Origin of the sequence: Enorma massiliensis phI (assembly GCF_000311845.1) — a bacterium.
In the GTDB taxonomy this organism is placed as follows: domain Bacteria; phylum Actinomycetota; class Coriobacteriia; order Coriobacteriales; family Coriobacteriaceae; genus Enorma; species Enorma massiliensis.
Map to the genome: position 1 here is coordinate 593,027 of NZ_HE978574.1, position 22,882 is coordinate 615,908.

Consider the following 22,882-nt stretch of genomic DNA (forward strand, 5'->3'; position numbering starts at 1 on the left):
CGCGGACGGCGCGCCGCTCGCGGGCGCTGGGTTCGAGATCGTCCCGGCGGCGGGCTCCTCATTCGCGGGTGGGCCCGAGCTCACTGAGGACGGCGCGCTCGAGGTCGGGCCGACGGGCGATGACGGCGTCGCCGCCATTCCCACCGGCGTGCTCGTCGCGGGCGAAACCTACACCGTGAGCGAGATCACTTCGCCTGACGGCTATGAGCTGGCGGGTGCGGTCACCTTCACGGTGGGCGCGGACGGCACGATCGCGCTCGACGGCGCTGCCACGGGCGCTCCGGTCGCGGGTGCGAGTGGGTCCGGCACCTACGCTGCGACCGCCGAGGGCGGCACCGCCGTCATCACGGCGACCGACGAGCTCACCGAGCTCACGGTGCTGAAAGCGACGGCGGATCCGAATGCGTCGGATGGCAAGACCTACCTCGCGGGTGCTGAGTTCACCCTGACCGAGGTCATGAACCGCGGTACGGAGGCGGGCGAGACCGCCGACGGCTCGGCGCGCGAGCCCCAGGTGCTGACGGGCACCACGGCCGAGGATGGCAGCGTCAGCTTCAGCGGGCTGAAGGTCAATACGAGCTACGTGCTCGAGGAGACCGAGGCCCCTGCTGGCTACGAGCGGCTGGCCGATACGGCGACCCTCGTGGTGGCACCGGATGGTACGGCGACGATCGCGGACGGTAACGCCTCCGGTGCGTTCGCGGTTGCCTCTGATGGCGTGACCATCGAGGTCGTGGACCATAAGCTGGGCGTGAGCCTGGTGAAGACGGACCTTGCGGGTACTGCGCTCGCGGGCGGCACCTTCAAGCTCGCTCCGGCTGACGAGGGCACAACGTTCCTCGACGGCACGGCCGAGAAGGAATTCACCTCGGACGAGTTCGGCGCGGTCTTCACCGACCTGCAGCTCGAGGGCTCTGCGGAGGGCACGGCTTACGTGCTCACCGAGACCGAGGCGCCGGCGGGCTTCGAGCGTATCGACCCGGTGACCTTCCTCGTCTATGAGGACGGTACGGTGGCGCTCGCCGACACGGCGACCGATGCTCAGGGCGAACAGGTGGCGATTGTCAACGACGCCGAGGACGGCATCGCCGTCATCACCGTGAGCGACACCCCGATCGAGCTCTCACTCAAGAAGATCGACCCGGACGGCAAGACGCTTGCCGGTGCCGAGTTCAAGATCAACGGACGCTTTGCTGACGGTTCTACGCAGGCGACCCTCACGGTCGATGCGGACGGCGTGATCGAGCTGCCGGCGCCCATCGCGGGCGAGACCTACACGCTCAGCGAGACCGCAGCGCCCGACGGCTACGAGCGCATCATGGGTACCTGGTCGTTCCGGGTGACCTCGGACGGCTCCATCGATGCGACGGATTCCTCGGTCGTGGCCATCTTCGGCGGGCAGCGCTCTATGGGCTACGCGGTGGCGGATGATGGTATCACCATCCTTGCGGTCGACGTACCGACGCCGCCGTCTGACCGCCTTACCAGCACCGGAGACAGCTCGCTGACGCTGGTCTGCGTCTGCGCGGCCTTCGGCCTGATGGCGCTTGCCGGTGGCTTGCGCCTGCGGAGGAAGCGGAGGTAAGTATTGGACGCAGTGAATGAGCTGCTGCGCCATGATGCGGCGGCAACCAGGGTAACCCCGGTTGCTGCCGCGGACCTGGAAGGGGTTCCTTCCGCCATCTCGGGAAGGCACGCGTTCGGGCATGAGCGGCTGCTCGTCCTCATCGCCAACAAGACGGCGGCGGCAGGCGGGCTTAACATGAGCAAGCGCGAGATCGCAGACGTCCTAGGGGTCAACGTCCATACCATCGATCGGGCGGTGAAGCGCCTGAAGGACGAAGGCCTGATCGAAGCGGTCGCAATCTACGACGCGCGGGGGGCCCAGCAGGGAAACCGCTATCGCTCGACCGATGTGGGCGTACGACAAGCGGGCCGACTGGTAGGCGCAGCGGAATAACGCTGGACGCGGAGCGCTCGGGGCATGACGTCTCGGGCGCTTCGTCATGTATTGCTAGCTATACAGCCGGTACCGAGCGCGGTCAGTACGCGGGGTCTGGGGCGGCGGGCGAGGCAGTGCGCGCGACTCGCGGCCGGCGGGCGAGCCTGCACGCGGGATGCACGGCCGGCAGGCGCGCGCACGCGGTATGATGTACGGGTACGAAAGGGGCCGAGGGAGGACCGCTATGCTGCGCATCGGACACGGATACGACGTTCACCAGCTCGTCGAGGGGCGTCGCTGCATCATCGGCGGCGTGGACATTCCGCACGATCGTGGTTTGCTCGGGCACTCGGACGCCGACGTGCTGGCCCATGCGCTCGCCGATGCGATTTTGGGCGCATGCCGCGGTGGGGATATCGGGAAGCTCTTCCCCGATACCGACCCTGCCTACGAGGGCGCCGATTCGCTGGTGCTGCTCTCCCGCGTGATGGAATACGCGCGCGAGCGCGGCTATGAGTTCGTAGACGCCGATTGCACCCTGGCGTGCCAAGAGCCCAAGATCACGCCCTACCGCGACCAGATGCGCGAGAACCTAAGCCGCGCGCTCGGCGTCTCCGTGGAGTGCGTGGGCGTGAAGGCTACCACGACCGAGCGCCTTGGCTGGGAAGGCCAGGGCCAGGGCATCGGTGCCTGGGCCGTCTGCCTGCTCGAGCAGCGATGTTAGGCCTATCGTCTTCATTTTTTCTTTGTTAAGGAATCTCGCCCGACGCGATGTTTCGGCGAGTTCTATGCCTGCCGACGCAGTAGTCGGTTAGGATATCACCAAGAGTCGACATGCACAGGCGGTCGCCGTGCACGCTTGTCGCGAGTTCCGCAGCAAACCTCAGCGCGCTGGGGTTTGCGAGGACTGCCCGAGCAGCAAGCGAGCACGGCGACCGCCCCCAGGAGGACCCTCATGAAGATCTACAACAGCGCTACGCATCAGAAAGAGGACTTTCAGCCCATCGAGGAGGGCAAGGTCCGCATGTACGTGTGCGGCCCCACGGTGTACGACAACATCCACATCGGCAACGCACGCACGTTTATCAGCTTCGACGTGATTCGCCGCTGGCTCATCGCGAGCGGTTACGAGGTCACCTTCGCGCAGAACCTCACCGACGTGGACGACAAGATCATCAATCGCGCCAACGAGCAGGGGCGTACCGCGGCCGAGGTAGCGGAGGAGTTCTCCGAGAAGTTCATCGGCGTCATGCGCGCCGCCAACGTGATGGACCCGGATATTCGCCCGCGTGCCACCAAGGAGATCGGTCCCATGATCGGCATGATCAAGAGCCTGATCGAGCAGGGGCACGCGTACGCTGCCGATAACGGCGACGTGTACTTCTCCGTGCGCAGCGACCCCAGCTACGGCGAGGTATCCGGCCGCAACGTGGACGACCTTATGGTGGGCGCGCGCATCGCGGCGGGGGAGGAGAAGCGCGACCCGCTCGACTTCGCCCTCTGGAAGGCCGCCAAGCCGGGCGAGCCCAGCTGGCCGAGCCCGTGGGGCGAGGGGCGCCCCGGCTGGCACACCGAGTGCGCCGCCATGGTTCACCGCTACCTGGGCACGCCGATCGACATCCACGGCGGTGGCTCTGACCTGGCATTCCCGCATCACGAGAACGAGTGCGCGCAGGCCACCTGCTGCTGGCACGAGGGCTTCGCCAACACGTGGATGCACACGGGAATGCTTCTCGTAGACGGCGAGAAGATGTCCAAGAGCCTCGGCAACTTCTTCACCCTCGCCGAGGTGCTGGAGAAGCACTCGGCCGCGGCGCTCCGCCTGCTTATGCTGCAGACGCACTATCGCTCGCCGCTCGATTTCTCGTGGGAGCGCCTGGAGGGCGCTGAGAACTCGCTCGAGCGCATCGCCACGTGCGTGGAGAATCTCGTGTGGGCGGCGAATCATGCATCTGGCGAGCCTGATGCCGACCGCGCCGCAGCGCTGATCGCCGCCGCCGAGCATGCCTCCGCAGAGTTGGAGGCTGCGATGAACGACGACTTCAATACCGCGGGTGCGGTGGCTGCCTATTTCCAGCTCGTGACCGAAGCGAATACCTACCTCGACGAGGTGGGCGGCGCTGCGGACGCAGAGGCGTGCTTCGCCTGCTCCGCGGGGATCGCGGGCGCGTTCTCCATCTTGGGCGTCAAGCTTCGCGAGCCCAAGGAGGAGCTGCCGGTGGGGCTGCTCGGCGTGGCCGCCGGGCTTGCGGGGTACACGGGCGATAGCGTGGACGAAGCGGCCGAGGTCATCCTTGCTGCGCGTGCCGAGGCGCGCGCCGCCAAGGACTGGGCGACGGCCGACGCCATCCGCGACCAGCTGCGCGACATGGGTCTCGTGATCGAGGACACCGCCGCCGGTTCCCGCCTCAAGCGCGCCTAATGAGACAGTTGTGCCGGGTTCAACTGTCTCATGCTCCGAGGTGAGACAGTTGTGCCGGGTTAAAGTGTCTCATGCGAATGCTTTGGAAGGCGGCCATATCATGGAACACGAGGTTGCCGATAGTCGTGAGGCATGGGAGGCGAACGCCGTCTTCTGGGATGCGGCGATGGGCGATGCGTCAAACGCTTTCCACCGTCAGACGGTTCGACCGGGCGTAACCGACTTGCTCAACCCACAGCCGGGCGATTTCGTGCTTGACGTGGCGTGTGGCAACGGCAACTATGCTGCCTGCCTTGCGGAGCGCGGGGTGGATGTGCTCGCGTTCGATTTTTCGCCCCGTATGATCGAGCTCGCCCGTTGCCGCCAGGAACGATACGCGGACCGCATTGAGTTCGTCGTGGCGGATGCCACCGATGCGGATAGCTTGCGCTCGCTCGCGCGTGCACGGCCGTTCACCAAGGCCGTTTCCAATATGGCAATCATGGATATCGCCGCAATCGATAGCCTCTTCGATGCCGTGCATCGGCTGCTTGTCGAAGACGGCATATTCGTTTTTGCGACGCAGCATCCATGCTTTGTAACCAGGACAGAGCGCTATAGCACGCCGCACAGCTATCGAGGCGAGGCAATCCCCGGTCAGCCGCAAGAGCACCTCTACTTTCATCGGTCCCTGCAGGATATTTTTGAGGCATGCTTTACCCACGGCTTTGTGATCGACGGGTTTCGTGAGTCGTGCTTTGCCGCAGAGCACGAGATTCCCGCGGTGATTATCGTCCGCGCGCGCAAGGTCGTAAGCGAACGGCGATTGAGGTAAAACGTGGCGCGTAAAAAGCCTGAAAGGCTTGGGTGAATTCGTTCAACGATATCCGGGCACGTATGCGTTGGTGGTTGGGCCAAACGCCTTTCCGGTCGAGGATTTTCTTTTGGGCAAAGTGCCGTTGTCCCAGTGACAAGGCTCAATTCTCTATACTGCTATCCAGCAAAACGGACGCAAGGAGATGGCATGGCAAAGCAAAGCGGCGGCAAACGGCAGCGCCAAGGCGCGGGCGGCGGCCGTGGTGGACAGGGTACGGGCGGTAATCGCGAGCGGCGGGGGCGCATGCCGGTTCGCAAGGGCCTTTCGTCGGATGCGGGCAGGCCGAGGGGCCGTTCTGCCGGCTCTTCGGTGCGCGGTGCGGCGGCTCGCCCTAGTGCCTCGCGTCGCCCGGCGGGGGAGTACATCGAGGGACGTCGCGCGGCGGCCGAGGCGCTGCGCACCGGCTTCCCGGTGAAGCGCGCCCTCGTGGCCGATGCCGAGGGCCGGCGCGACGCAGCGCTCGCCCAGCTCGTCGACCAGCTGCGCGGGGCGAACATCCCGGTGGAGTACGTCGCCGCCGAGCAGCTCGACGCGCTCTCTAGCCACGGGGCGCACCAGGGCATCGTACTCGAGGTGGGCGCATTCCCGTACGTCGACCTTGCGGACGTTATTGCGGCGGCGGGCGTGGGCCCGGCGCTCGTGGTGGTGCTCGATCATGTGACCGACGCCGGCAACTTCGGGGCCATCATTCGGTCGGCCGAGGTCGTGGGCGCAGCGGGCGTGGTCATCGCCAACAAGCGCGCAGCTGAGGTGACGGTTGCCACCTACAAGACCTCCGCCGGCGCCGTCATGCACCTGCCCATCGCGCGCGTGCCAAACATTGCCCGCGCGCTCGAGCAGCTGAAAGCCGCGGGCTTCTGGACGGTCGGCGCTTCCGAGCATGCCGAGGGCAGCTGCTGGGACGCGCCGCTCACCGGCCGCATCGCGCTCGTGATGGGTTCGGAGGGCGACGGCATCAGCCGCCTCGTGCTCGAGACCTGCGACGACCTCACCAAGTTGCCGCAGCGTGGCGCGACCGAGAGCCTCAACGTTGCCCAGGCGGCCACGGCGCTCTGCTACGAGTGGCTGCGCGTGAACATCGCTGCGCTCGAAGGTTCCTCGGTGGTACTTGCAGACGCCGCCGCTCCTTCCGCCTGCGGCGCTGCCGACCTATCAAATTCGGGCAAGAATGTTCCAAAAACGGCGCATTCTGAGGCTGATTTCGGAACATTCTTGCCCGAGTTTCGCAGAGTGTCTGCCACGGTGGGCGCGGCGAGCTCTGCTGCGCCCGCCACGGACGGAGTGGGAGGTGCTCGTGAGTAAGAAGAATCGGCAGAAAGCCAAGGCGAAGCGGTTCGGCGAGGGCTCGGCGCGCAAGGTGGTCGATGCCAGCACCTACGGCGCAGGCAATGCATTTGGCTCGGCCTTTGTGTCGTCCACCGTGGTCGACCCCGCGCGCGGCACGAATGCACACGGCCAGCGCGAGCTTTTGGTGGTCGATGGCTACAACGTCATCCACGCGACGCCGCGCTACGAGCAGCTCATCTTCGACCGCTCCGATGACCCGTATTCCAACGACGTCTACGACCGCGCCCGCACCGCGCTCATCGCGGACGTGGCCGCGTTCGCGCAGCGCCGTTATGATGCTGTGATCGTGTTCGACGGCGCGGGCAACGTTTCGGCGGATCGGCCCAACCTCCCGCAGGCGGGCGTGCGAATCGAGTTCTCGCCCACGGGTGTATCTGCGGACACGGTGGTGCAGCGCCTGTGCATCGAGGCGCGCGAGGCGGGACGCGCGTGCTCGGTGGTGACGAGCGACGGTACCATTCAGGCGACGGTCATGGGCAAGGGTGTCACGCGTATTTCGGCGAGAATGCTCGTAGACGAGATTCGCTCGATCGATGCCGATGTGGCGGAGGCAGAGGAGGCGCCGCAGGTGAAGCTCACGCTCGGCAGCCGTCTTTCGCCCGAAGCTTTGGCTAAACTCGAAGCTCTGCGCAACCGCGGATAGCCGGACGCGAGCAACCGCTGACGCGCGATGCGAAATTCCCTCTGTCCTGATTTCGCATGCTTGCGCGGTTGGCGCACTTTCAGTATCCTGAACAAGCTAGACGCCAGCGTGGCTCAACGGTAGAGCAGCTGATTTGTAATCAGCGGGTTGCGGGTTCGATTCCTGTCGCTGGCTCCAGAAGCATGAGAAGCCCGGTGCCCTCGCGGTGCCGGGCTTTTTGCTGCCGCGCGATAGAAACGAGTTAGGTTGCGGACTTTCTGGCGAGATGTAGTTGCCCTCCGCGCTGCCGGTCGAGGTTTAGACACCGCTAGCGCCGCCGGGCGACATTCGGACGCTCGCCGCGCTTTCGGGCCGGATTTGGACACTAGCTGGCTTCTCGGGCGACAATTGGACGCTCGGAGGCCTCTGAGCGTACGAAACGCGCCCGAAGACGGCGTTTGTGTCCGAAACCCGCCCGAGTTTCGAGACGAGACGGTTGCGCCGGAGACATGAGACAGTTGTGCCGGGTGAAACTGTCTCAGGTGGAGACGGTTGTAAGCTACGGCCCGCGCGATGGGCTTATCACGTGAGAAGCAACGGGCAATCCACAGGACATCCACGACTGGAACCCCTGAATCAGCTCACAAAACAGCAGGTCAGCGTCTATAGATACGCCCGGGTGCGTGTATTTAAGCAATTTGGTTGACAGCTCAGCGCACATCGTCGTACTATTCATCTGCTCGCAGGGGCGGTAGTTCCGTTATGGACGTATCCAATCCGGCGAGGCTTGCTTCTCTGGGAGTGTGCCCGAGTGGTTAATGGGGACGGGCTGTAAACCCGTTGGCTCTGCCTACCAAGGTTCGAATCCTTGCGCTCCCACCAGCAAGCAAGCGCCTGTGTAGCTCAGTCGGTAGAGCACCTCGTTGGTAACGAGGAGGTCACCGGTTCAAGTCCGGTCGCAGGCTCCAGTACGGCGGTGTAGCTCAGCTGGTTAGAGCACACGGTTCATACCCGTGGCGTCACTGGTTCGAATCCAGTCACCGCTACCAGGTAACACGGTGGCTTTCCTATGTACGTGGGGGAGCCACTTAGTTCAAAGAGGCATGTCCCGGCGGGGACGACCTTAAGGAGGAGGGCTTTATGGCCAAGGAAAAGTTCGAGCGTACAAAGCCGCATGTTAACATCGGCACCATCGGCCACGTCGACCACGGCAAGACCACGTTGACGGCCGCCATCACCAAGGTTCTCTCCGAGACCGAGGGCTGCAAGGCTGACTTCACCGCCTTCGAGAACATCGACAAGGCTCCCGAGGAGCGCGAGCGCGGCATTACCATTTCCGTCGCCCACGTTGAGTATGAGACCCAGAACCGTCACTATGCTCACGTCGACTGCCCCGGCCACGCCGACTACATCAAGAACATGATCTCCGGTGCTGCCCAGATGGACGGCGCTATCCTGGTCATCGCCGCCACCGACGGCCCCATGGCCCAGACCCGCGAGCACATCCTGCTCGCCCGTCAGGTCGGCGTGCCCTACATCGTCGTGTTCCTGAACAAGTGCGACATGGTTGACGACGAGGAGCTTATCGACCTCGTTGAGATGGAGACCCGTGAGCTCCTCTCCGAGTACGATTTCCCCGGCGACGACATCCCCGTCATCCGTGGTTCCGCTCTCGGCGCCCTCAACGGCGAGGAGAAGTGGATGGATTCCGTCCGCGAGCTCATGGCTGCCGTTGACGAGTACATCCCGACCCCCGAGCGCGACGACGCCAAGCCGTTCCTCATGGCCGTCGAGGACACCATGACCATTTCCGGCCGTGGTACCGTTGCTACCGGCCGTGTCGAGCGCGGCGTGCTCAAGCTCAACGAGCCCGTCGAGATCGTCGGCATCAAGGAGACCCAGTCCTCCGTTGCCACCGGCATCGAGATGTTCCGCAAGACCATGGACTTCTGCGAGGCTGGCGATAACGTCGGTATCCTCCTGCGCGGCATCAAGCGCGAGGACATCGAGCGCGGCCAGGTTCTCTGCAAGCCCGGTTCGGTGCACCCGCACACCAAGTTCACCGGCGAGGTCTACGTCCTCACCAAGGAGGAGGGCGGCCGTCACACCCCGTTCTTCGATGGCTATCGTCCGCAGTTCTACTTCCGTACCACTGACGTGACCGGTACCGTCAAGCTCCCCGAGGGCACCGAGATGGCCATGCCTGGTGACCACATCACCATCGAGGGCGACCTCATTCACCCGATCGCCATGGAGGAGGGCCTCCGCTTCGCTATCCGCGAGGGTGGCCACACCGTTGGCTCCGGCGTCGTGAGCACCATCATCGAGTAACTTAGGCTTTTCCTGAGTAATCTCGGTTTCGCCGACTTCAAGGGACCCGGCTCCATCTCGGGGCTGGGTCCTTTTCTGTGGGGCCGTGTCACGGGCCGTCTGCAGGTATGTTGAGCTGAGCACATGCGGGCTCAGGCGCACATACCGTCGAAAGATGTGGAACGTATCTGCAGATAAACCGCGACATGGAACATCACATTGACAACGTCGCAGGTAAGATGCTAGTCTTTTCCATCGTGCCCGTTGGGGGCGGTATTTGGAGGTAATTGATTCATGCGTACTCTCGTCACCCTTGCATGCACTGAGTGCAAGCGTCGCAACTACACGACGACCAAGAACAAGGCAACCATGCCTGATCGTATGGAGATCAAGAAGTATTGCCCCTGGTGCCGTCGTCACACGGTGCACAAAGAGACTCGCTAGTCTCTTATCGATTACACGCCAGTAGTTCAATTGGTAGAGCATCGGTCTCCAAAACCGAGTGTTGAGGGTTCGAGTCCTTCCTGGCGTGCCAGTCTTCAATCCGTAAGCCTCGTCGTTTCGGGGCTTACGGTTTCCTGTGTTAAGCGCTCATTGCGCCGGAGGTAGCTACTATGGCCAACAAGAAGAACAAGAAGAAGGCTACGCAGAAGACCGACGCTGCCGCTGCGCCGTCTTCGAAGGCCGAGGTGAAGGCTACCAAGAAGTACGCCGAGGCGAAGCCTGGCAAGGGCGCTCGCGGCGCTAAGGCCACAAAGGCCACTACGGTGACCAAGGCCAATGCAAAGGCGGTCAAGGCGAAGGACAAGAAGGGCAGCAAGCCCGGGTTCTTTGCCGGCATCGTGCGCTACTTCGCCTCCGTGAAGAGCGAGATGCACCGCGTGACCTGGCCGAGCAAGAAGGAGCTCATCAACTACTCCGTGGTGGTGTGCGCTTCGCTCGTGGTGGTCGGTGTCGTCATCGCGCTGCTTGACTTCGTGATCGGCGAGGGTCTCTTCCTCGTCTCTGGATTGAGGGGCTAAGCCATGTCGAAGCGTTGGTATGTAGTTCACACCTACTCTGGTTACGAGAAGAAGGTCAAGGATACCCTTCAGCATCGCATCGAGACGATGGGCATGCAGGACCGCATCTTCGATATCCAGATCCCCATGGAGAGCGTGACCGAGATCAAGGAAGGCGGAAAGCGCGAGACCAAGGACGTTAAGGTCTTCCCGGGCTATGTACTCGTCCGTATGGAGATGGACGACGATGCCTGGACGTGCGTTCGCAACACCGAGGGCGTCACCGGTTTCCTTGGCGGTAACGGCAAGCCCGCTCCGCTCTCCCGCGATGAATATAACAAGATGATGCGCAAGTCCAAGACGGGCGACGCTCCCAAGCGCACCACCGTTGGGCTCGAGGTCGATATGGCCGTTAAGGTTACCTCTGGTCCGCTTGCAGATTTCGACGGCAAGATTTCCGAGATCAACGCCGAGGCCGGCAAGGTCAAGGTCACGCTCGAGATCTTTGGCCGCGAGACCCCGGTCGAGCTTGGGTTCGACCAGATCGAGGTCATTTCCTAAGGTTGGATTGTACGCGGGCCGGTGTTTCCCGTTCAGACCGCTCATCCGAACGGGTGCTTCTAACACGGGCGCGCTTACGATAGTTCGATTTCACGTCATTCGGTTCAGGAAGGTTTTGAGATGGCTGAGAAGAAGATTGCCACCGTCATCAAGCTTCAGATTCCTGCCGGTCAGGCCAATCCGGCGCCCCCTGTCGGTCCTGCCCTTGGTGCTGCCCAGGTTAACATCATGCAGTTCTGCCAGGCGTTCAACGCCGCCACGCAGGACAAGGCGGGCGATATCATCCCCGTCGAGATCTTCGTCTACGAGGATCGCTCCTTCGACTTCGTGACCCACACGCCTCCGGCGGCCCACCTCATCAAGAAGGCCCTCGGCCTCAAGAGCGGTTCCGCCGTGCCGCAGCGCGACAAGGTTGGTCAGCTCTCCCAGGAGCAGCTCACCCAGATCGCCGAGACCAAGATGCCGGACCTCAATGCCAACGACATCGAGGCCGCTAAGAAGATCATCGCCGGCACCGCTCGCTCCATGGGCGTCACCGTCGCTGAGTAACGTCGTTTTCCTGCGGGTGCGCTAAGGTGGCGCACCCGTTTGCGCGCAATAGGGCGCGCGTTTGATGTGGGAGGGCATATGCCCGTTGACCACAGGAGGTAGAACATGCCGAAGCATGGAAAGAATTTCCGCGCCGCTGCGGAGAAGGTCGAGAAGTTCAAGCTCTACAGCCCGCTTGAGGCTGTGAAGCTCGTCAAGGAGGTCGCTCCGGCCAAGTTTGACGAGACCGTTGAGGCCCACTTCCGTCTGGGTATCGACACCCGCAAGGCTGACCAGAACATCCGTGGTTCCATCTCCCTGCCCCACGGCACCGGCAAGACCGTTCGCGTCGCCGTGTTCGCCGAGGGCGAGAAGGCTCGCGAGGCCGAGGAGGCCGGCGCCGACGTCATCGGCTCCGATGAGCTCGTTGCCGCCATCCAGGGTGGCGAGATCAACTTCGACGCCGCCATCGCTACGCCGAACATGATGGCCAAGGTTGGCCGCATCGGTAAGATCCTTGGTCCCCGTGGCCTTATGCCGAACCCCAAGCTCGGCACCGTGACCATGGATGTTGCCAAGATGGTTGGCGAGCTCAAGGCCGGCCGCGTGGAGTATCGCGCCGACCGCTATGGCATCTGCCATGTGCCGCTGGGTCGCGTGTCCTTCGACGACCAGAAGCTCGTTGAGAACTACGCCGCTCTCTACACCGAGATCCTGCGCGTGAAGCCCTCTTCCGCCAAGGGTCGCTATGTGAAGAGCATTGCGCTCAGCTCCACCATGGGCCCCGGCGTCAAGGTCGATCCGTCTGTCCAGCGTGACTTCATGGCTGAGTAGGCTGCGAGAGACGCTATCGCTGCGCGGCGTGCTTTTACTGCGCTGCACATATATTGCGCTGCAAGGCCGGTTCCTTCGGGAGCCGGCCTTTTTGCTGCGTCGTCGCGTGTGACACCTCTTGCGCTTGCGTTTGACCGTGTGGCCGTCCTGTTCCTTGTCGCATGGTCGCGTCAGATGCCGTGAAAGTGGTTCGTGAACACCCGGTGTCTGCGAGCCATTTCCTCTAGGGACCATTTTTCAGCTGGGCTGCGGGCTTGCGCGCGGGGCGCAAGCCTCGTTTAAAACTCAGGAACAGAGCCCGTGAACCCGAAGCCAGGTGTAGGAGGTCTGTCCCAAGAAACGTTACATCGGGAAATATATTTCTAAAAAAGTATATCGACACACATAGTACTCTGTGTTACAGTTACCTCAGAGTAAGAGCGGGGGAATACGCCCCCGCATCGAAAACGCCAGGAGGTGACGGTATGGCAACACGGGATGCGGTGAGCGACCTCATCAGAGGGAACATCGATGCCATCATCTTGTGCACGCTCAAGGACGGCGATAGCTACGGCTACGAGATCCTCAAGGATATCGCGACGGCGAGCCACGGCGAGTACGAGATGAAGGAGCCCTCGCTCTACACAAGCCTCAAGCGCCTTGAAGGCCAGGGCAATGTGGAGAGCTACTGGGGCAACGAGACGCAGGGAGCTCGGCGCAAGTACTATCGCATCACAGATGCGGGCATCGGCGAGTTGGCCGAAGCGACCGAGCGCTGGGTGCGCGTTCGCAGAATTATTGACAGGCTGCTTAAACAGGACGGGGGAGACCGATGAACGAGCTGCGTATGTACGTCGAGCACCTCTTTGAAGGACGGGTGCTCACGCAGGAAAGTATCGAGCTGAAGGAAGAGATCTACGGTAACCTCGTCGCGCGGTACGAGGATTACGTCGCAGGCGGCATGTCTGAGGCCGAGGCGCTGGAGAAGACGAAGGCGAGCTTCACGAGCATCGAGGACGTGTTCAAGGAGTCTGGAGAGGCCGAGGACTCGAATGCAGGGGAGGCTGCATCCACCGAGGCGGGGGAGAGCGGGGCAGCGAGCTGGAATGCAGGCGCTGCGCAGGCTGCGCCCGGTGCAGACGGAATGGGCTCCGCTGCCGAGACCGCGCAGATGCCGCGTCCCGAGGGAGCGCCGGTGCCGCCCGATGGCGTGCCCGCCGAGGACCAGGCCACGGCGGGCACCCAGGCTGCACCCAAGACCCGCTCACCGCGCAAGATATGGCCGTTTGTCGTGGGCGGTGTGTTGGCAGCGTTCATCTTACTGGCCATTGTGGGCACCGCCGTGTTCGGTCTTATTGACGAGGCCGATGTGGGCGAGCCGTCTTCGACTGCGCAAAGCATCACGCAGAACAATTCGGCAGCAACCGATGCGAGCCAAGGAGCCGCGAACGGCCAAGATAGCTCGAGCACAGGTGGAGGCGCCTCGAACCAAACCTATGACGACCTCGATGACCAGCGGGAATACGAGGCAACGAAGGCTGTGGACGACGCCATCGCGGTGCACTCCATCGACACGCTCAAGAGCTATACCGGAAACAGCCTGCCCGACCAAGGGTTCTTCGAGCACTTGCCGCTGAGCATGTATGTGTCGAGCACGGGCTCGGAACAGGGGAGCAGCGCGAGCTACAACGTTTACTACGCCGGAGTGTCGGACGACATCGATGGCGATGGCGTCGATCGAGCGCTGGTCTACAACGCGGTGGCAGCGTTCAGCGTGTATCCGGAGCTGCAGACGATTAACTTCACCGTGCAGGACGCAGACGATACGGCCCACGACGCAAATGTCTACTCGTTCAATCGCGATACGTTGGAGCACGCCTTCGATAACGCGAGCGGCGGGGCCATCACGCAGCTCAACAGCTCGCTGTACGAATCGCAGGAGAGCTGGGACCAGGTGCGTGATTACGTGACCCGCAACCACTTCTACGACCGTCAGACAGACTTGGCCGAGATTGACGACTAGCCACGGCCATCAGCCGCGCCAAATGGGGACAGTCCCCGATTTGGCGCGGCCTCGGCAATGCTCGACCTTTGCGTTAACAGACGGGACGCTTGCCGAGAGCAGGCTTGCGCGCCGCGCGCATTCTGCTAGACTTTAGCGCAATGCAGTGCCCGCCGGGCGCTGCGGGCGAAGGGATGGCACATGATGCTCGCATCGAACAACAGCGCTCGGGTGGCCCCGGTGGCCGCTGCCGCGCTGATGCTATCCCTAGACGAGCTACTACTAGGCGCTTGCGCGTAGGGTACTTCGTCTGCTTATTCGCTAGATGGCTCATCTGAAGCACCCCACGCGTATCGGACGTCTTGCAGGACGTGAAACGCGGCGGGGTGCTTCTCGTGTATCGCATGGAAACGCTTTACCTCCTGCAAGCGCAAGCAACGAGCCCGGGCACAACCGCTGCGGGCGAGAGCAGGAGGAAGCATGACCAGGAAAATCAACATCTTCGATACCACCCTCCGCGATGGCGAGCAGTCGCCCGGCGCGAGCATGAACACCGAAGAAAAGCTCATCATCGCGCGGCAGCTCATCCGCATGAACGTCGACGTCATCGAGGCGGGCTTCCCCATCTCCAGCCCCGGCGACTTCAAGAGCGTGGCCGAGATCGGCCGTATCGCGGGCGACAAGTGCACCGTATGCGGCCTCACGCGTGCCGTCGACAAAGACATCGAGGTCGCGGCCGAGGCGCTCAAGACCGCCAAGCGCCCGCGCATCCATACCGGCCTGGGCGTCTCGCCGAGCCATCTGCGCGACAAGCTGCATCTCACGGAGGACGAGGCGATTGAGCGCGCCGTGCACGCGGTGAAGCTCGCCCGCTCGTTCGTGGACGACGTCGAGTTCTACGCCGAGGACGCCGGCCGTGCGGACCAGGATTTCCTCTGCCGCATCATCGAGGCAGCCGTGAAGGCGGGTGCCACCGTGGTGAACATCCCCGACACGACCGGTTACAACATGCCGTGGGCCTTCGGTGCGCGCATCGCCGACCTGCGCGAGCGCGTGGACGGCATCGAGGACGTGACCATCTCCGTACACACCCACAACGACCTGGGCATGGCGACGGCACTTGCCATCGAGGCCGTCCGCAACGGCGCCACGCAGGTGGAATGCACCATCAACGGTTTGGGCGAGCGTGCCGGCAACACGGCGCTCGAAGAGGTCGTCATGGCCATCCGCATGCACGGGCAGGAGCTCGATGCGCATACCGATATCGTGACGCAGGAACTTACGCGCGCAAGCAAGCTGGTGAGCTCCATCACCGGCATGACGGTGCAGGCCAATAAGGCCATCGTGGGCGCGAACGCGTTCGCGCACTCCTCGGGAATTCACCAGGATGGCGTACTCAAGGCGCGTGACACCTACGAGATCATCGACCCCGCCGATGTGGGAGCCGGTGGCTCGCAGATCATCCTCTCGGCGCGCTCCGGCCACGCAGCGCTGCGCCACCGTATGGCAGAGCTCGGCTATACCTTTGAGGACGACGAGTTCGAGAGCATCTACCAGGCATTCCTTGAGGTTGCCGATAAGAAGAAGGAAGTCTACGACGAGGACTTGGAGAGCATCGTACACGAGCGCGAGCGCGTGACCAAGGCCATCTGGACGCTCGGTGCGGTGCAGGTGAGCTGCGGCTTCCCGCTTACGCCCACGGCGACGCTCACGCTCGTGGACGAAGGCGGCGAAGAGCATACCGTGGCCGCCTTCGGTACGGGTCCGGTGGATGCCGTCTACAAGGCCGTGAACCAGATCGTGAGCGTGGAGAACGACCTTTCCGAGTTCGCGATCAAGGCCGTGACGCGCGGCATCGACGCGCTGGGCGAGGTTACGGTGCGCGTAACTGCAGGCGACGGCCAGGTGTACACCGGGCGCGGCTCCGATAACGACATCATCGTGAGCTCCACGAAGGCCTACATCAACGCCCTCAACCGCCTCATCTCCGATCGCCAGTGAGTCATTTTGGGACGGGGTTGTTTTGACCCATTTTGAGACAGTTTAACCCGGTACAACTGTCTCATGCGCGTTCCCCGAAGGAAACCGTCACGCACATGTCCGATTTCCCTTCATCAGCAGGAAGGATTGATCCAATGCCACGACCGATGACCGTAGCAGAGAAGATCCTCGCAGCCCATGCCGGGCTGGACGAGGTTCGCCCCGGCCAGCTCGTAGAGTGCGATTTGGACCTCGTGCTCGCGAACGATATCACCGCGCCCATCGCGATCGACGTGTTCCACGAGCTGGGCGCCACCGAGGTGTTCGACCGCGACCGCGTGTGCCTGGTGCCTGACCACTACGCGCCCAACAAGGACATCAAGAGCGCCGAGCAGACCAAGAAGATGCGTGACTTCGCCCACGAGCAGAAGATCACCCATTACTGGGAGCAGGGCTGCGCGGGCATCGAGCATGCCCTTCTGCCCGAGACCGGCACCGTGGTGCCCGGCGACCTCGTGATCGGTGCGGATTCCCACACCTGCACGTACGGCGCGCTCGGCGCGTTCTCCACGGGCGTGGGCTCCACCGACGCCGGCGTGGGCCTCGCCACGGGCCGTGCGTGGTTCAAGGTGCCGCCCACCATTAAGTTTGAGATTGAGGGCGAGCTCACGGACGGCGCCACCGCGAAGGACATCATTCTGCACATCATCGGCCTCATCGGGGTTGATGGCGCGCTCTATCAGGCCATGGAGTTCACCGGATCCACCATCGCGAGCCTCTCCATGGAGGGCCGCATGTGCATCTCGAACATGGCGATCGAGGCCGGCGGCAAGGCGGGCATCATGGAGGTCGACGATGTGGCGCGCGCGTGGCTCGAGGGCCGTTGCCAGCGCCCGCCGGTGGAGTACCACGCCGACCCGGATGCCGAGTACGCCCAGATCATTCACATTGACGCGGCGGATATCAAGCCGTGTGTGAGCTGGCCGCACCTGCCGAGCAACACGCACCCGGTGAGCGAGTCCGGCCACATCACCATCGACCAGGCGGTGATTGGCTCGTGCACGAACGGGCGCATCGAGGATATGCGCGCCGCGGCCGAGGTGCTGCGCGGACGGCGCGTGGCCGAGGGCGTGCGCTGCATCGTGATCCCCGCGACGCAGGCGGTCTTCAAGCAGTGCATGGCCGAGGGCCTGGCAGATGCGTTCATCGATGCCGGCTGCGTGTTCTCCACGCCTACGTGCGGCCCGTGCCTGGGCGGCTACATGGGCATCCTTGCCGCGGGCGAGCGCTGCGTGTCCACGACGAACCGCAACTTCGTGGGCCGCATGGGCGACCCGACCTCCGAGGTGTATCTGGCGAGCCCGGCCATCGCCGCTGCGAGCGCCGTGGCCGGCCGCATCTGCGCTCCATCCGACCTGTGAGTCATTTGAGTCATTTTGGGACGGGGTCATTTTGAGTCATTTTGTCTTACGCCCCGTTCTAGCCTGCCTCTTTTCCCGTTCCCGTTCATCCCTTCCTGCGAAAGGATTTCTCTATGCACTACGAAGGTACCGTTTTCCGCTACGGGCGCGATGTCGACACCGACGTCATCATCCCCGCGCGCTACCTCAACAGCTCAGACCATGCGCACCTGGCAGCGCATGCGATGGAGGATCTCGATCCCACCTTTGCTGAGCGCGTGCAGCCCGGTGACATCGTGGTGGCGGAGGAGAACTTCGGCTGTGGCTCCAGTCGCGAGCACGCGCCGGTGGCGCTCAAAGCGGCGGGAGTGAGCTGCGTTATCGCCAAGAGCTTCGCGCGCATCTTCTATCGCAATGCCATTAACGTTGGCCTCGCCATCTTGGAGTGCCCGGATGCCGTGGACGCCATCGCAGACGGCGCGCGCGTGGCCGTGGACACCGAGACCGGCGCCATCACGAACCTCGATACGGGTGCGGCCTTCACCGCTGAGCCCTTCCCGCCGTTCATCGCTGAGATTATCGAGGCCGGTGGTTTGGTGGAGCGCACGCGCCAGAAGCTCGCTCGCGGGAACTGAGGCACCGCGCTTGGCGCGGCCGTCGGTCGCCGTACGCAGGGTGTGTTCCCCCTCATTCACGCCAATGTGCGGCACCTCGGCCTCGCTATGGGAAACCCGCTCAGTTTCCTGCTTCATTTGCGAGACAGTTTAACCCGGCACAACTGTCTCATTGCCGTTATGAGACAGTTTAACCCGGCACAACTGTCTCATCCGATTGCCAAGGAGGGCATATGCCGCTTGATAATCCGTTCGCATCTGGCGCCAGCTCGGAGAGCTGGAGCTGCAATGTGAAGAAGACCTACAAGATCTGCTGCTTGCCGGGCGACGGCATCGGCCCGGAGATCATCGCCGAGGGCAAGAAGGTGCTCGCCGCGGTGGGCAAGCGTTACGGCGTTGATTTCAAATGCGAGGACGCGCTCATTGGCGGCGCGGCTATCGATGCCTGCGGCGACCCGCTGCCCGAGGAGACGCTCGCTGCCGCCCGTGCGTCCGACGCCGTGCTGCTGGCTTCGGTAGGCGGGCCCAAATGGGATTCGACCGATCCTGCGGCGCCTCGCCCCGAGCAGGGGTTGCTGCGTATCCGCAAAGAGCTCGGCCTGTACACCAACCTGCGCCCGGTCCAAATCTTCGCGGCGCTCGCCGATGCATCGACGCTGCGCCCCGAGGTCATCGACGGCGTGGATATGATGATCGTGCGCGAGCTCACGGGCGGCCTGTATTTCGGTAAACGCGAGCGCTTCTACGAGGAGCCCGGCGCCGGCACGGCGGGGGCGCCCGGCCAGCGCGCGTACGACACGCTTGAGTACCGCGAGTACGAGATCGAGCGCATCGCGCGGCAGGCGTTCGAGGCGGCGCGCAAGCGCCGTGGCAAGGTGTCGAGCGTGGACAAGGCCAACGTGCTGGAAACGAGCCGCATGTGGCGAGAGATCGTTCACCGAATCGGCGCCGCGGAGTACCCGGACGTGGAGCTCGAGGACGTGCTCGTGGACAACGCGGCCATGCAGCTCATCAGCCGCCCGGCCGACTTCGACGTGGTGGTGACGGAAAACATGTTCGGCGACATCCTCTCCGACGAGGCCGCGCAGATCACGGGGTCGCTCGGCATGCTCGCCTCAGCGAGCCTGGGAGACGGCGTGGCACTCTACGAGCCGAGCCACGGCAGCGCGCCCGACATCGCGGGGCAGGGGGTCGCCAATCCGCTCGCGCAGATCCTCTCCGTGGAGATGATGCTGCGCTACAGCTTCAACATGGGCGAGGCGGCCGATGCCGTCCGCGCTGCGGTGACGGCCGTGCTCGACGAGGGCTGGCGCACGCGCGACATCGCCGACCCCGCGACGCCTGCGGATCGCATCCTCGGTACCACCGCCATGGGCGACGAGGTGGCCAAGCGGATCTAAGGGCGAGCGCCGTCGGATGCCGCGCCGCGCACCCATATACACCATCCATCAGGGGCTCTCGTAGGGCGAGGGCCCCATTTTTTGGTGCCGTTTTGGAGCAACGGGGTCTCGCCGGCGCTCCCGATATTAGATTCGCGACACTAACAGCTGGTTGATGGATACATGCGCCTCCGCCGCCTCGATGGCAACTCGTCGGTGCTGCTCGGGTGTCATGCGCAGGGGAAACTTTCCGCTGAACCGACGACGCCCCAGGGGGATCGGCGGCAGCTCTCCTGCTTCAGCCATATCGGAAAGCACGTTGCCGACAAGGCCAACCAAGCCGCTCAAGGCGCCCTGTTGCTGGTCGGCGATATGGGAGAGACTGGGGAATTCTGCGACCGTTGCGACGTAGCCCTCATCCTCATCGGACCAGAAGACGCGATAGGTGTACTCATCTGCCTTGATATCCATCGTTCACCATCCGTTCTACTGCGGCTATCATCTGACGTACTTGATATGGGGAGACCATGCCGCCGCGGTTTTGGATGTTGACCCGCGGATCTCCTGCCCAAGGCGTGCGATACACGTGATGCGACCCATGGATGCGTGGCTCTCCATGAGAAGCCATCTTCTACAGAAAGGGTATCATGGTGATGCTGCGCGGAAGGTGAGAGGGGGAGGCATGACCGAGGAACATCTGACGGCGGACTTGCTCAAGCAGCTTTCCGCTGCTGCAAGACCAGAAGACTACCTGCTCCAGGGCGAGACCATCGATCGAGAGCTGTCGGATTACCTCAATGAGCTGCGGAATGATCGCAGCATGAAACGCGCTGCGGTGGTGCGCGAATCTGCGGTGAACGAAACCTTTGTTTATGACATCTTCAAAGGGAAGAGCCTTCCCGGTCGCGACAATGCTCTCAAGCTTGCATTTGCCTTGCGCTGCAGTCTCATTGAAACGCAGCGGATTTTGCGGCTTGCAGGCGTTTCAGAGCTTTGGCCCAAACGCTCGCGCGACGCGGTCATTATCTGGTGCATCGAACGTGGCCTCACGCTGGCGCAATGCGATGACGAGCTCTATCGCCTGGGTGAGCAAACGCTGGTAAACCCTGAGGATGATTCCGCATGAGCCGAGACGGCAAACGCGTTCTGCATGGGATGAATATCGACGATGTCTACGTGGTCGAGCGCCAGCTAGCGCATGGAGTCGACGGTGTGACGGAGCTCGTGTCGCTCGACGGCACCGGGCCGTTTGTGCGTAAGCGCATTCCGCTCGATCGGGCGCACCGCATGGTGTGGGCCGCGCTTTCCGAATGCGATAGCCCGCATCTTCCGCATGTTCACGCCGTGTATGAGATGCCCGATGAGTATGTTGTGGTATATGACTACGTACCGGGTAAAACGCTTGAGGACGCCATGGGGGAGCGAGGGCATCTTCCGCTGGTTGAGGTGGCGCCGATCCTTGCGTCTCTATGCGAGGCTACGGCCGAGCTCCATGCGCACGGGATAATCCACGCGGATATTGCCCCTCGTAACGTGGTGCTCGCTGCTGACGGTGCGCATCTTATTGATTTCGGAATCGCGCAGATGGCGTTCGACGAGCCGAAGCGCGATGATGCGGCGTGGGGGACCAGGGGGTTCGCCGCGCCAGAGCAGCACGGCTTCGCGGCGATGGACGCGAGGTCCGATATCTATGCTATCGGCCGGCTTGCAGGGTATCTGTTGACGGGTGCGGTGCTGCCAGACAAGACCTTCGAGGGCGAGCTCCGCTGCTCGGGAGTGGTGCCTGAGGGCGTGTGCCGGGTGCTGGGACGCGCTTGCGCTTTCGAGCCGAGCGCTCGCTACCAAACGGCCAAGGACCTTGCAACTGCGTTTGCCGCAGCATGTGCGGGAGATGCTGCTCCAGCGAGTCAGAGCACTCCTCCGGTAGGCTGGCCGGCGTACGAGCAAAACGCCACGTATGCAAGGCAACCTGCGCCGCATGATTCGGAGCCTATCAAGCGGAGCGGTGAACGGCCGCCCCTGTATCGCAAGGTCATCATGCTCGCGCTCACGGCTCTTGCCATCGCATGCGCGATAACTGCCATGTATCTGCTGGTCTCCGATAGGTCAACTCCACATAGGGCACAGCAAGATACGCCGATATCGATGTTGGCGAATAGCTCTGGCGGGTATGAAGACACGGGCGATGCCTATGCAGGCAACTCATCGACCGATTTGGTCGAAAAGGCTGTTGAAGGTCTTAGAATTGCCGAATCGACGTGGTACGTATCGAACGGATTCGTGCATTATGCGATAGCGATAGAAAACGCGAGCGACGACGTGGTCGCACTGTTCCCTACGGTGACCATAACGGGCAGAGCGGAGGACGGCAGCGTCCTCTTCTCGAGCGAACAGGTACTCAATGAGCTGTATCCAGGTGAGACCAGGTATTGGGGGAGCATAGCGGGCGACGGATCGTCGGTGCCGGCTAGCGTTGAGTTTTCTATGAGCCGACCGGCAGACGGAGAGGTGCAAGCTGCCTCGGGCGAGCCAAGTAGGCTGCGCGTATCTAACGTATCGACAAGAAGGAACCAGTTTTCTGACGTCGTCGTTACAGGTGAGGTGACCCTGGAATCGCTTTCTGCGGGAAGCACCGCTTCCCAAGTGCAAGTTATTGCTATCGGGCGCGACGCTCAGGGCGCCATGGTCTTCGGCTTCGAGGGATATGTCTCGCTGCCCGCGGAGGGCGACACGGTGCCGTTTGGAGTAACCAGCTTCGATGACGTTCCCGAGTTCGAAACGGTTGAGGTCTACGCCTACACCTGGTAGGCGGGTCGATCTGCCAACTTGGTAGCTGAGCTCTCCACTCCTGTTCTCACTGCAAGGCGAATGTTTGCGATTGGTGCCTGTCGTCACGGGCGCTTCGTGCTCATAACGGGCAGAGCGGGTACACACCTGCGCGGACGGCGCGCCGGCGCTGTACCGCCCGTATAACCGCCCGTTCGCCGGAGCGTTTTCAAAACTCAGTTGGCAACTGAGGAAGTTCCAAGCCCATTTCGCGAAAATTGCAATCGCTCTTCCGGAAGGGCCCGCCAACAGGGCGGTGCTGCGGTTCTCCAGAAGGGA

Annotated in this window: 21 protein-coding genes, 5 tRNA genes and 1 pseudogene; 26 read left to right on the top strand and 1 reads right to left on the bottom strand. The window is 63.0% G+C overall.

The annotated features are described in order from the left end of the window. The 24 genes and pseudogenes from HGEM_RS10325 to leuB form a co-directional block, all read left to right on the top strand. Positions 1-1,585: MSCRAMM family protein (locus HGEM_RS10325; protein ID WP_020424276.1), on the top strand; the 1,585-nt coding region annotated here is incomplete at its 5' end. Between the two features lie 12 nt (positions 1,586-1,597). Continuing rightward, positions 1,598-1,960, top strand: a complete 363-nt coding sequence (locus HGEM_RS02380) for a helix-turn-helix domain-containing protein (protein WP_051008428.1) — start codon at positions 1,598-1,600, stop codon at positions 1,958-1,960. Between the two features lie 226 nt (positions 1,961-2,186). Beyond that, complete coding sequence (ispF, locus tag HGEM_RS02385) at positions 2,187-2,666, top strand: 2-C-methyl-D-erythritol 2,4-cyclodiphosphate synthase (protein WP_019127803.1); 480 nt, start codon at positions 2,187-2,189, stop codon at positions 2,664-2,666. Between the two features lie 231 nt (positions 2,667-2,897). After that, entirely contained in the window at positions 2,898-4,364 is a 1,467-nt protein-coding gene (gene cysS / locus HGEM_RS02390) for a cysteine--tRNA ligase (RefSeq protein ID WP_019127804.1), read from the top strand. 100 nt (positions 4,365-4,464) lie between these two features. Then, positions 4,465-5,178 carry a class I SAM-dependent methyltransferase gene (locus HGEM_RS02395; RefSeq protein ID WP_019127805.1) on the top strand — a complete coding sequence of 238 codons (714 nt, stop codon included), beginning with the start codon at positions 4,465-4,467 and terminating at the stop codon, positions 5,176-5,178. Between the two features lie 285 nt (positions 5,179-5,463). Further along, positions 5,464-6,303 (top strand): annotated as a pseudogene (gene rlmB, locus HGEM_RS02400) (23S rRNA (guanosine(2251)-2'-O)-methyltransferase RlmB); the annotation flags it as partial. A 211-nt stretch (positions 6,304-6,514) separates the two neighbouring features. Next, complete coding sequence (locus HGEM_RS02405; protein ID WP_019127807.1) at positions 6,515-7,210, top strand: NYN domain-containing protein; 696 nt, start codon at positions 6,515-6,517, stop codon at positions 7,208-7,210. 102 nt (positions 7,211-7,312) lie between these two features. After that, positions 7,313-7,387: transfer RNA gene (locus HGEM_RS02410), tRNA-Thr, on the top strand. Between the two features lie 599 nt (positions 7,388-7,986). Then, positions 7,987-8,071 (top strand) — tRNA-Tyr (locus tag HGEM_RS02415). Positions 8,072-8,081: 10 nt separating this feature from the next. Then, a tRNA-Thr gene (locus tag HGEM_RS02420) sits at positions 8,082-8,157 on the top strand. Positions 8,158-8,161: 4 nt separating this feature from the next. Beyond that, a tRNA-Met gene (locus HGEM_RS02425) sits at positions 8,162-8,238 on the top strand. A 91-nt stretch (positions 8,239-8,329) separates the two neighbouring features. Further along, positions 8,330-9,520, top strand: coding sequence for an elongation factor Tu (gene tuf / locus HGEM_RS02430; RefSeq protein WP_019127808.1), 1,191 nt, complete (start codon positions 8,330-8,332; stop codon positions 9,518-9,520). A 273-nt stretch (positions 9,521-9,793) separates the two neighbouring features. Further along, positions 9,794-9,943: a 50S ribosomal protein L33 gene (rpmG, locus tag HGEM_RS02435; RefSeq protein WP_019127809.1), complete on the top strand. Its 150-nt coding sequence runs from the start codon at positions 9,794-9,796 to the stop codon at positions 9,941-9,943. A 15-nt stretch (positions 9,944-9,958) separates the two neighbouring features. Further along, positions 9,959-10,034 (top strand) — tRNA-Trp (locus tag HGEM_RS02440). A 79-nt stretch (positions 10,035-10,113) separates the two neighbouring features. Continuing rightward, positions 10,114-10,521 carry a preprotein translocase subunit SecE gene (secE, locus tag HGEM_RS02445; protein WP_019127810.1) on the top strand — a complete coding sequence of 136 codons (408 nt, stop codon included), beginning with the start codon at positions 10,114-10,116 and terminating at the stop codon, positions 10,519-10,521. 3 nt (positions 10,522-10,524) lie between these two features. After that, entirely contained in the window at positions 10,525-11,061 is a 537-nt protein-coding gene (gene nusG / locus HGEM_RS02450) for a transcription termination/antitermination protein NusG (RefSeq protein ID WP_019127811.1), read from the top strand. Positions 11,062-11,181: 120 nt separating this feature from the next. Beyond that, a complete protein-coding gene (gene rplK, locus HGEM_RS02455; protein ID WP_019127812.1) occupies positions 11,182-11,610 on the top strand; it encodes a 50S ribosomal protein L11 in 429 nt (142 codons plus the stop codon). Between the two features lie 105 nt (positions 11,611-11,715). Beyond that, the gene (gene rplA / locus HGEM_RS02460) at positions 11,716-12,423 is read left to right on the top strand and encodes a 50S ribosomal protein L1 (protein ID WP_019127813.1); all 708 of its coding nucleotides are present in this window, start codon (positions 11,716-11,718) and stop codon (positions 12,421-12,423) included. Positions 12,424-12,887: 464 nt separating this feature from the next. Then, complete coding sequence (locus HGEM_RS02465) at positions 12,888-13,238, top strand: PadR family transcriptional regulator (protein WP_019127814.1); 351 nt, start codon at positions 12,888-12,890, stop codon at positions 13,236-13,238. Continuing rightward, a complete protein-coding gene (locus HGEM_RS02470) occupies positions 13,235-14,425 on the top strand; it encodes a permease prefix domain 1-containing protein (protein ID WP_019127815.1) in 1,191 nt (396 codons plus the stop codon). The genes HGEM_RS02465 and HGEM_RS02470 overlap by 4 nt, the downstream gene beginning before the upstream one ends. Positions 14,426-14,884: 459 nt before the next feature. Beyond that, positions 14,885-16,405 (top strand): 2-isopropylmalate synthase, encoded by a 1,521-nt coding sequence (locus tag HGEM_RS02475; RefSeq protein WP_019127817.1) that lies wholly within the window; start codon positions 14,885-14,887, stop codon positions 16,403-16,405. A 134-nt stretch (positions 16,406-16,539) separates the two neighbouring features. Next, positions 16,540-17,805, top strand: coding sequence for a 3-isopropylmalate dehydratase large subunit (gene leuC, locus HGEM_RS02480; RefSeq protein WP_035100579.1), 1,266 nt, complete (start codon positions 16,540-16,542; stop codon positions 17,803-17,805). A gap of 113 nt (positions 17,806-17,918) precedes the next feature. Next, positions 17,919-18,419, top strand: coding sequence for a 3-isopropylmalate dehydratase small subunit (locus HGEM_RS02485; RefSeq protein WP_019127819.1), 501 nt, complete (start codon positions 17,919-17,921; stop codon positions 18,417-18,419). A gap of 212 nt (positions 18,420-18,631) precedes the next feature. Next, entirely contained in the window at positions 18,632-19,798 is a 1,167-nt protein-coding gene (gene leuB, locus HGEM_RS02490) for a 3-isopropylmalate dehydrogenase (protein WP_019127820.1), read from the top strand. A gap of 126 nt (positions 19,799-19,924) precedes the next feature. On the opposite strand, the gene HGEM_RS02495 is transcribed toward leuB, so the two are convergent. Next, on the bottom strand, positions 19,925-20,248 hold the full coding sequence (locus HGEM_RS02495; RefSeq protein WP_019127821.1) for a type II toxin-antitoxin system HicB family antitoxin: 324 nt from the start codon (positions 20,246-20,248) through the stop codon (positions 19,925-19,927). A gap of 211 nt (positions 20,249-20,459) precedes the next feature. Between HGEM_RS02495 and HGEM_RS02500 the strand changes: the two genes are divergently transcribed. Together HGEM_RS02500 and HGEM_RS02505 are read left to right on the top strand one after the other, a co-directional pair. Then, on the top strand, positions 20,460-20,903 hold the full coding sequence (locus HGEM_RS02500) for a helix-turn-helix domain-containing protein (RefSeq protein WP_019127822.1): 444 nt from the start codon (positions 20,460-20,462) through the stop codon (positions 20,901-20,903). Further along, positions 20,900-22,585 carry a serine/threonine protein kinase gene (locus tag HGEM_RS02505; RefSeq protein ID WP_019127823.1) on the top strand — a complete coding sequence of 562 codons (1,686 nt, stop codon included), beginning with the start codon at positions 20,900-20,902 and terminating at the stop codon, positions 22,583-22,585. Before HGEM_RS02500 ends, HGEM_RS02505 begins: the two co-directional genes overlap by 4 nt. Positions 22,586-22,882 lie beyond the last annotated feature (297 nt).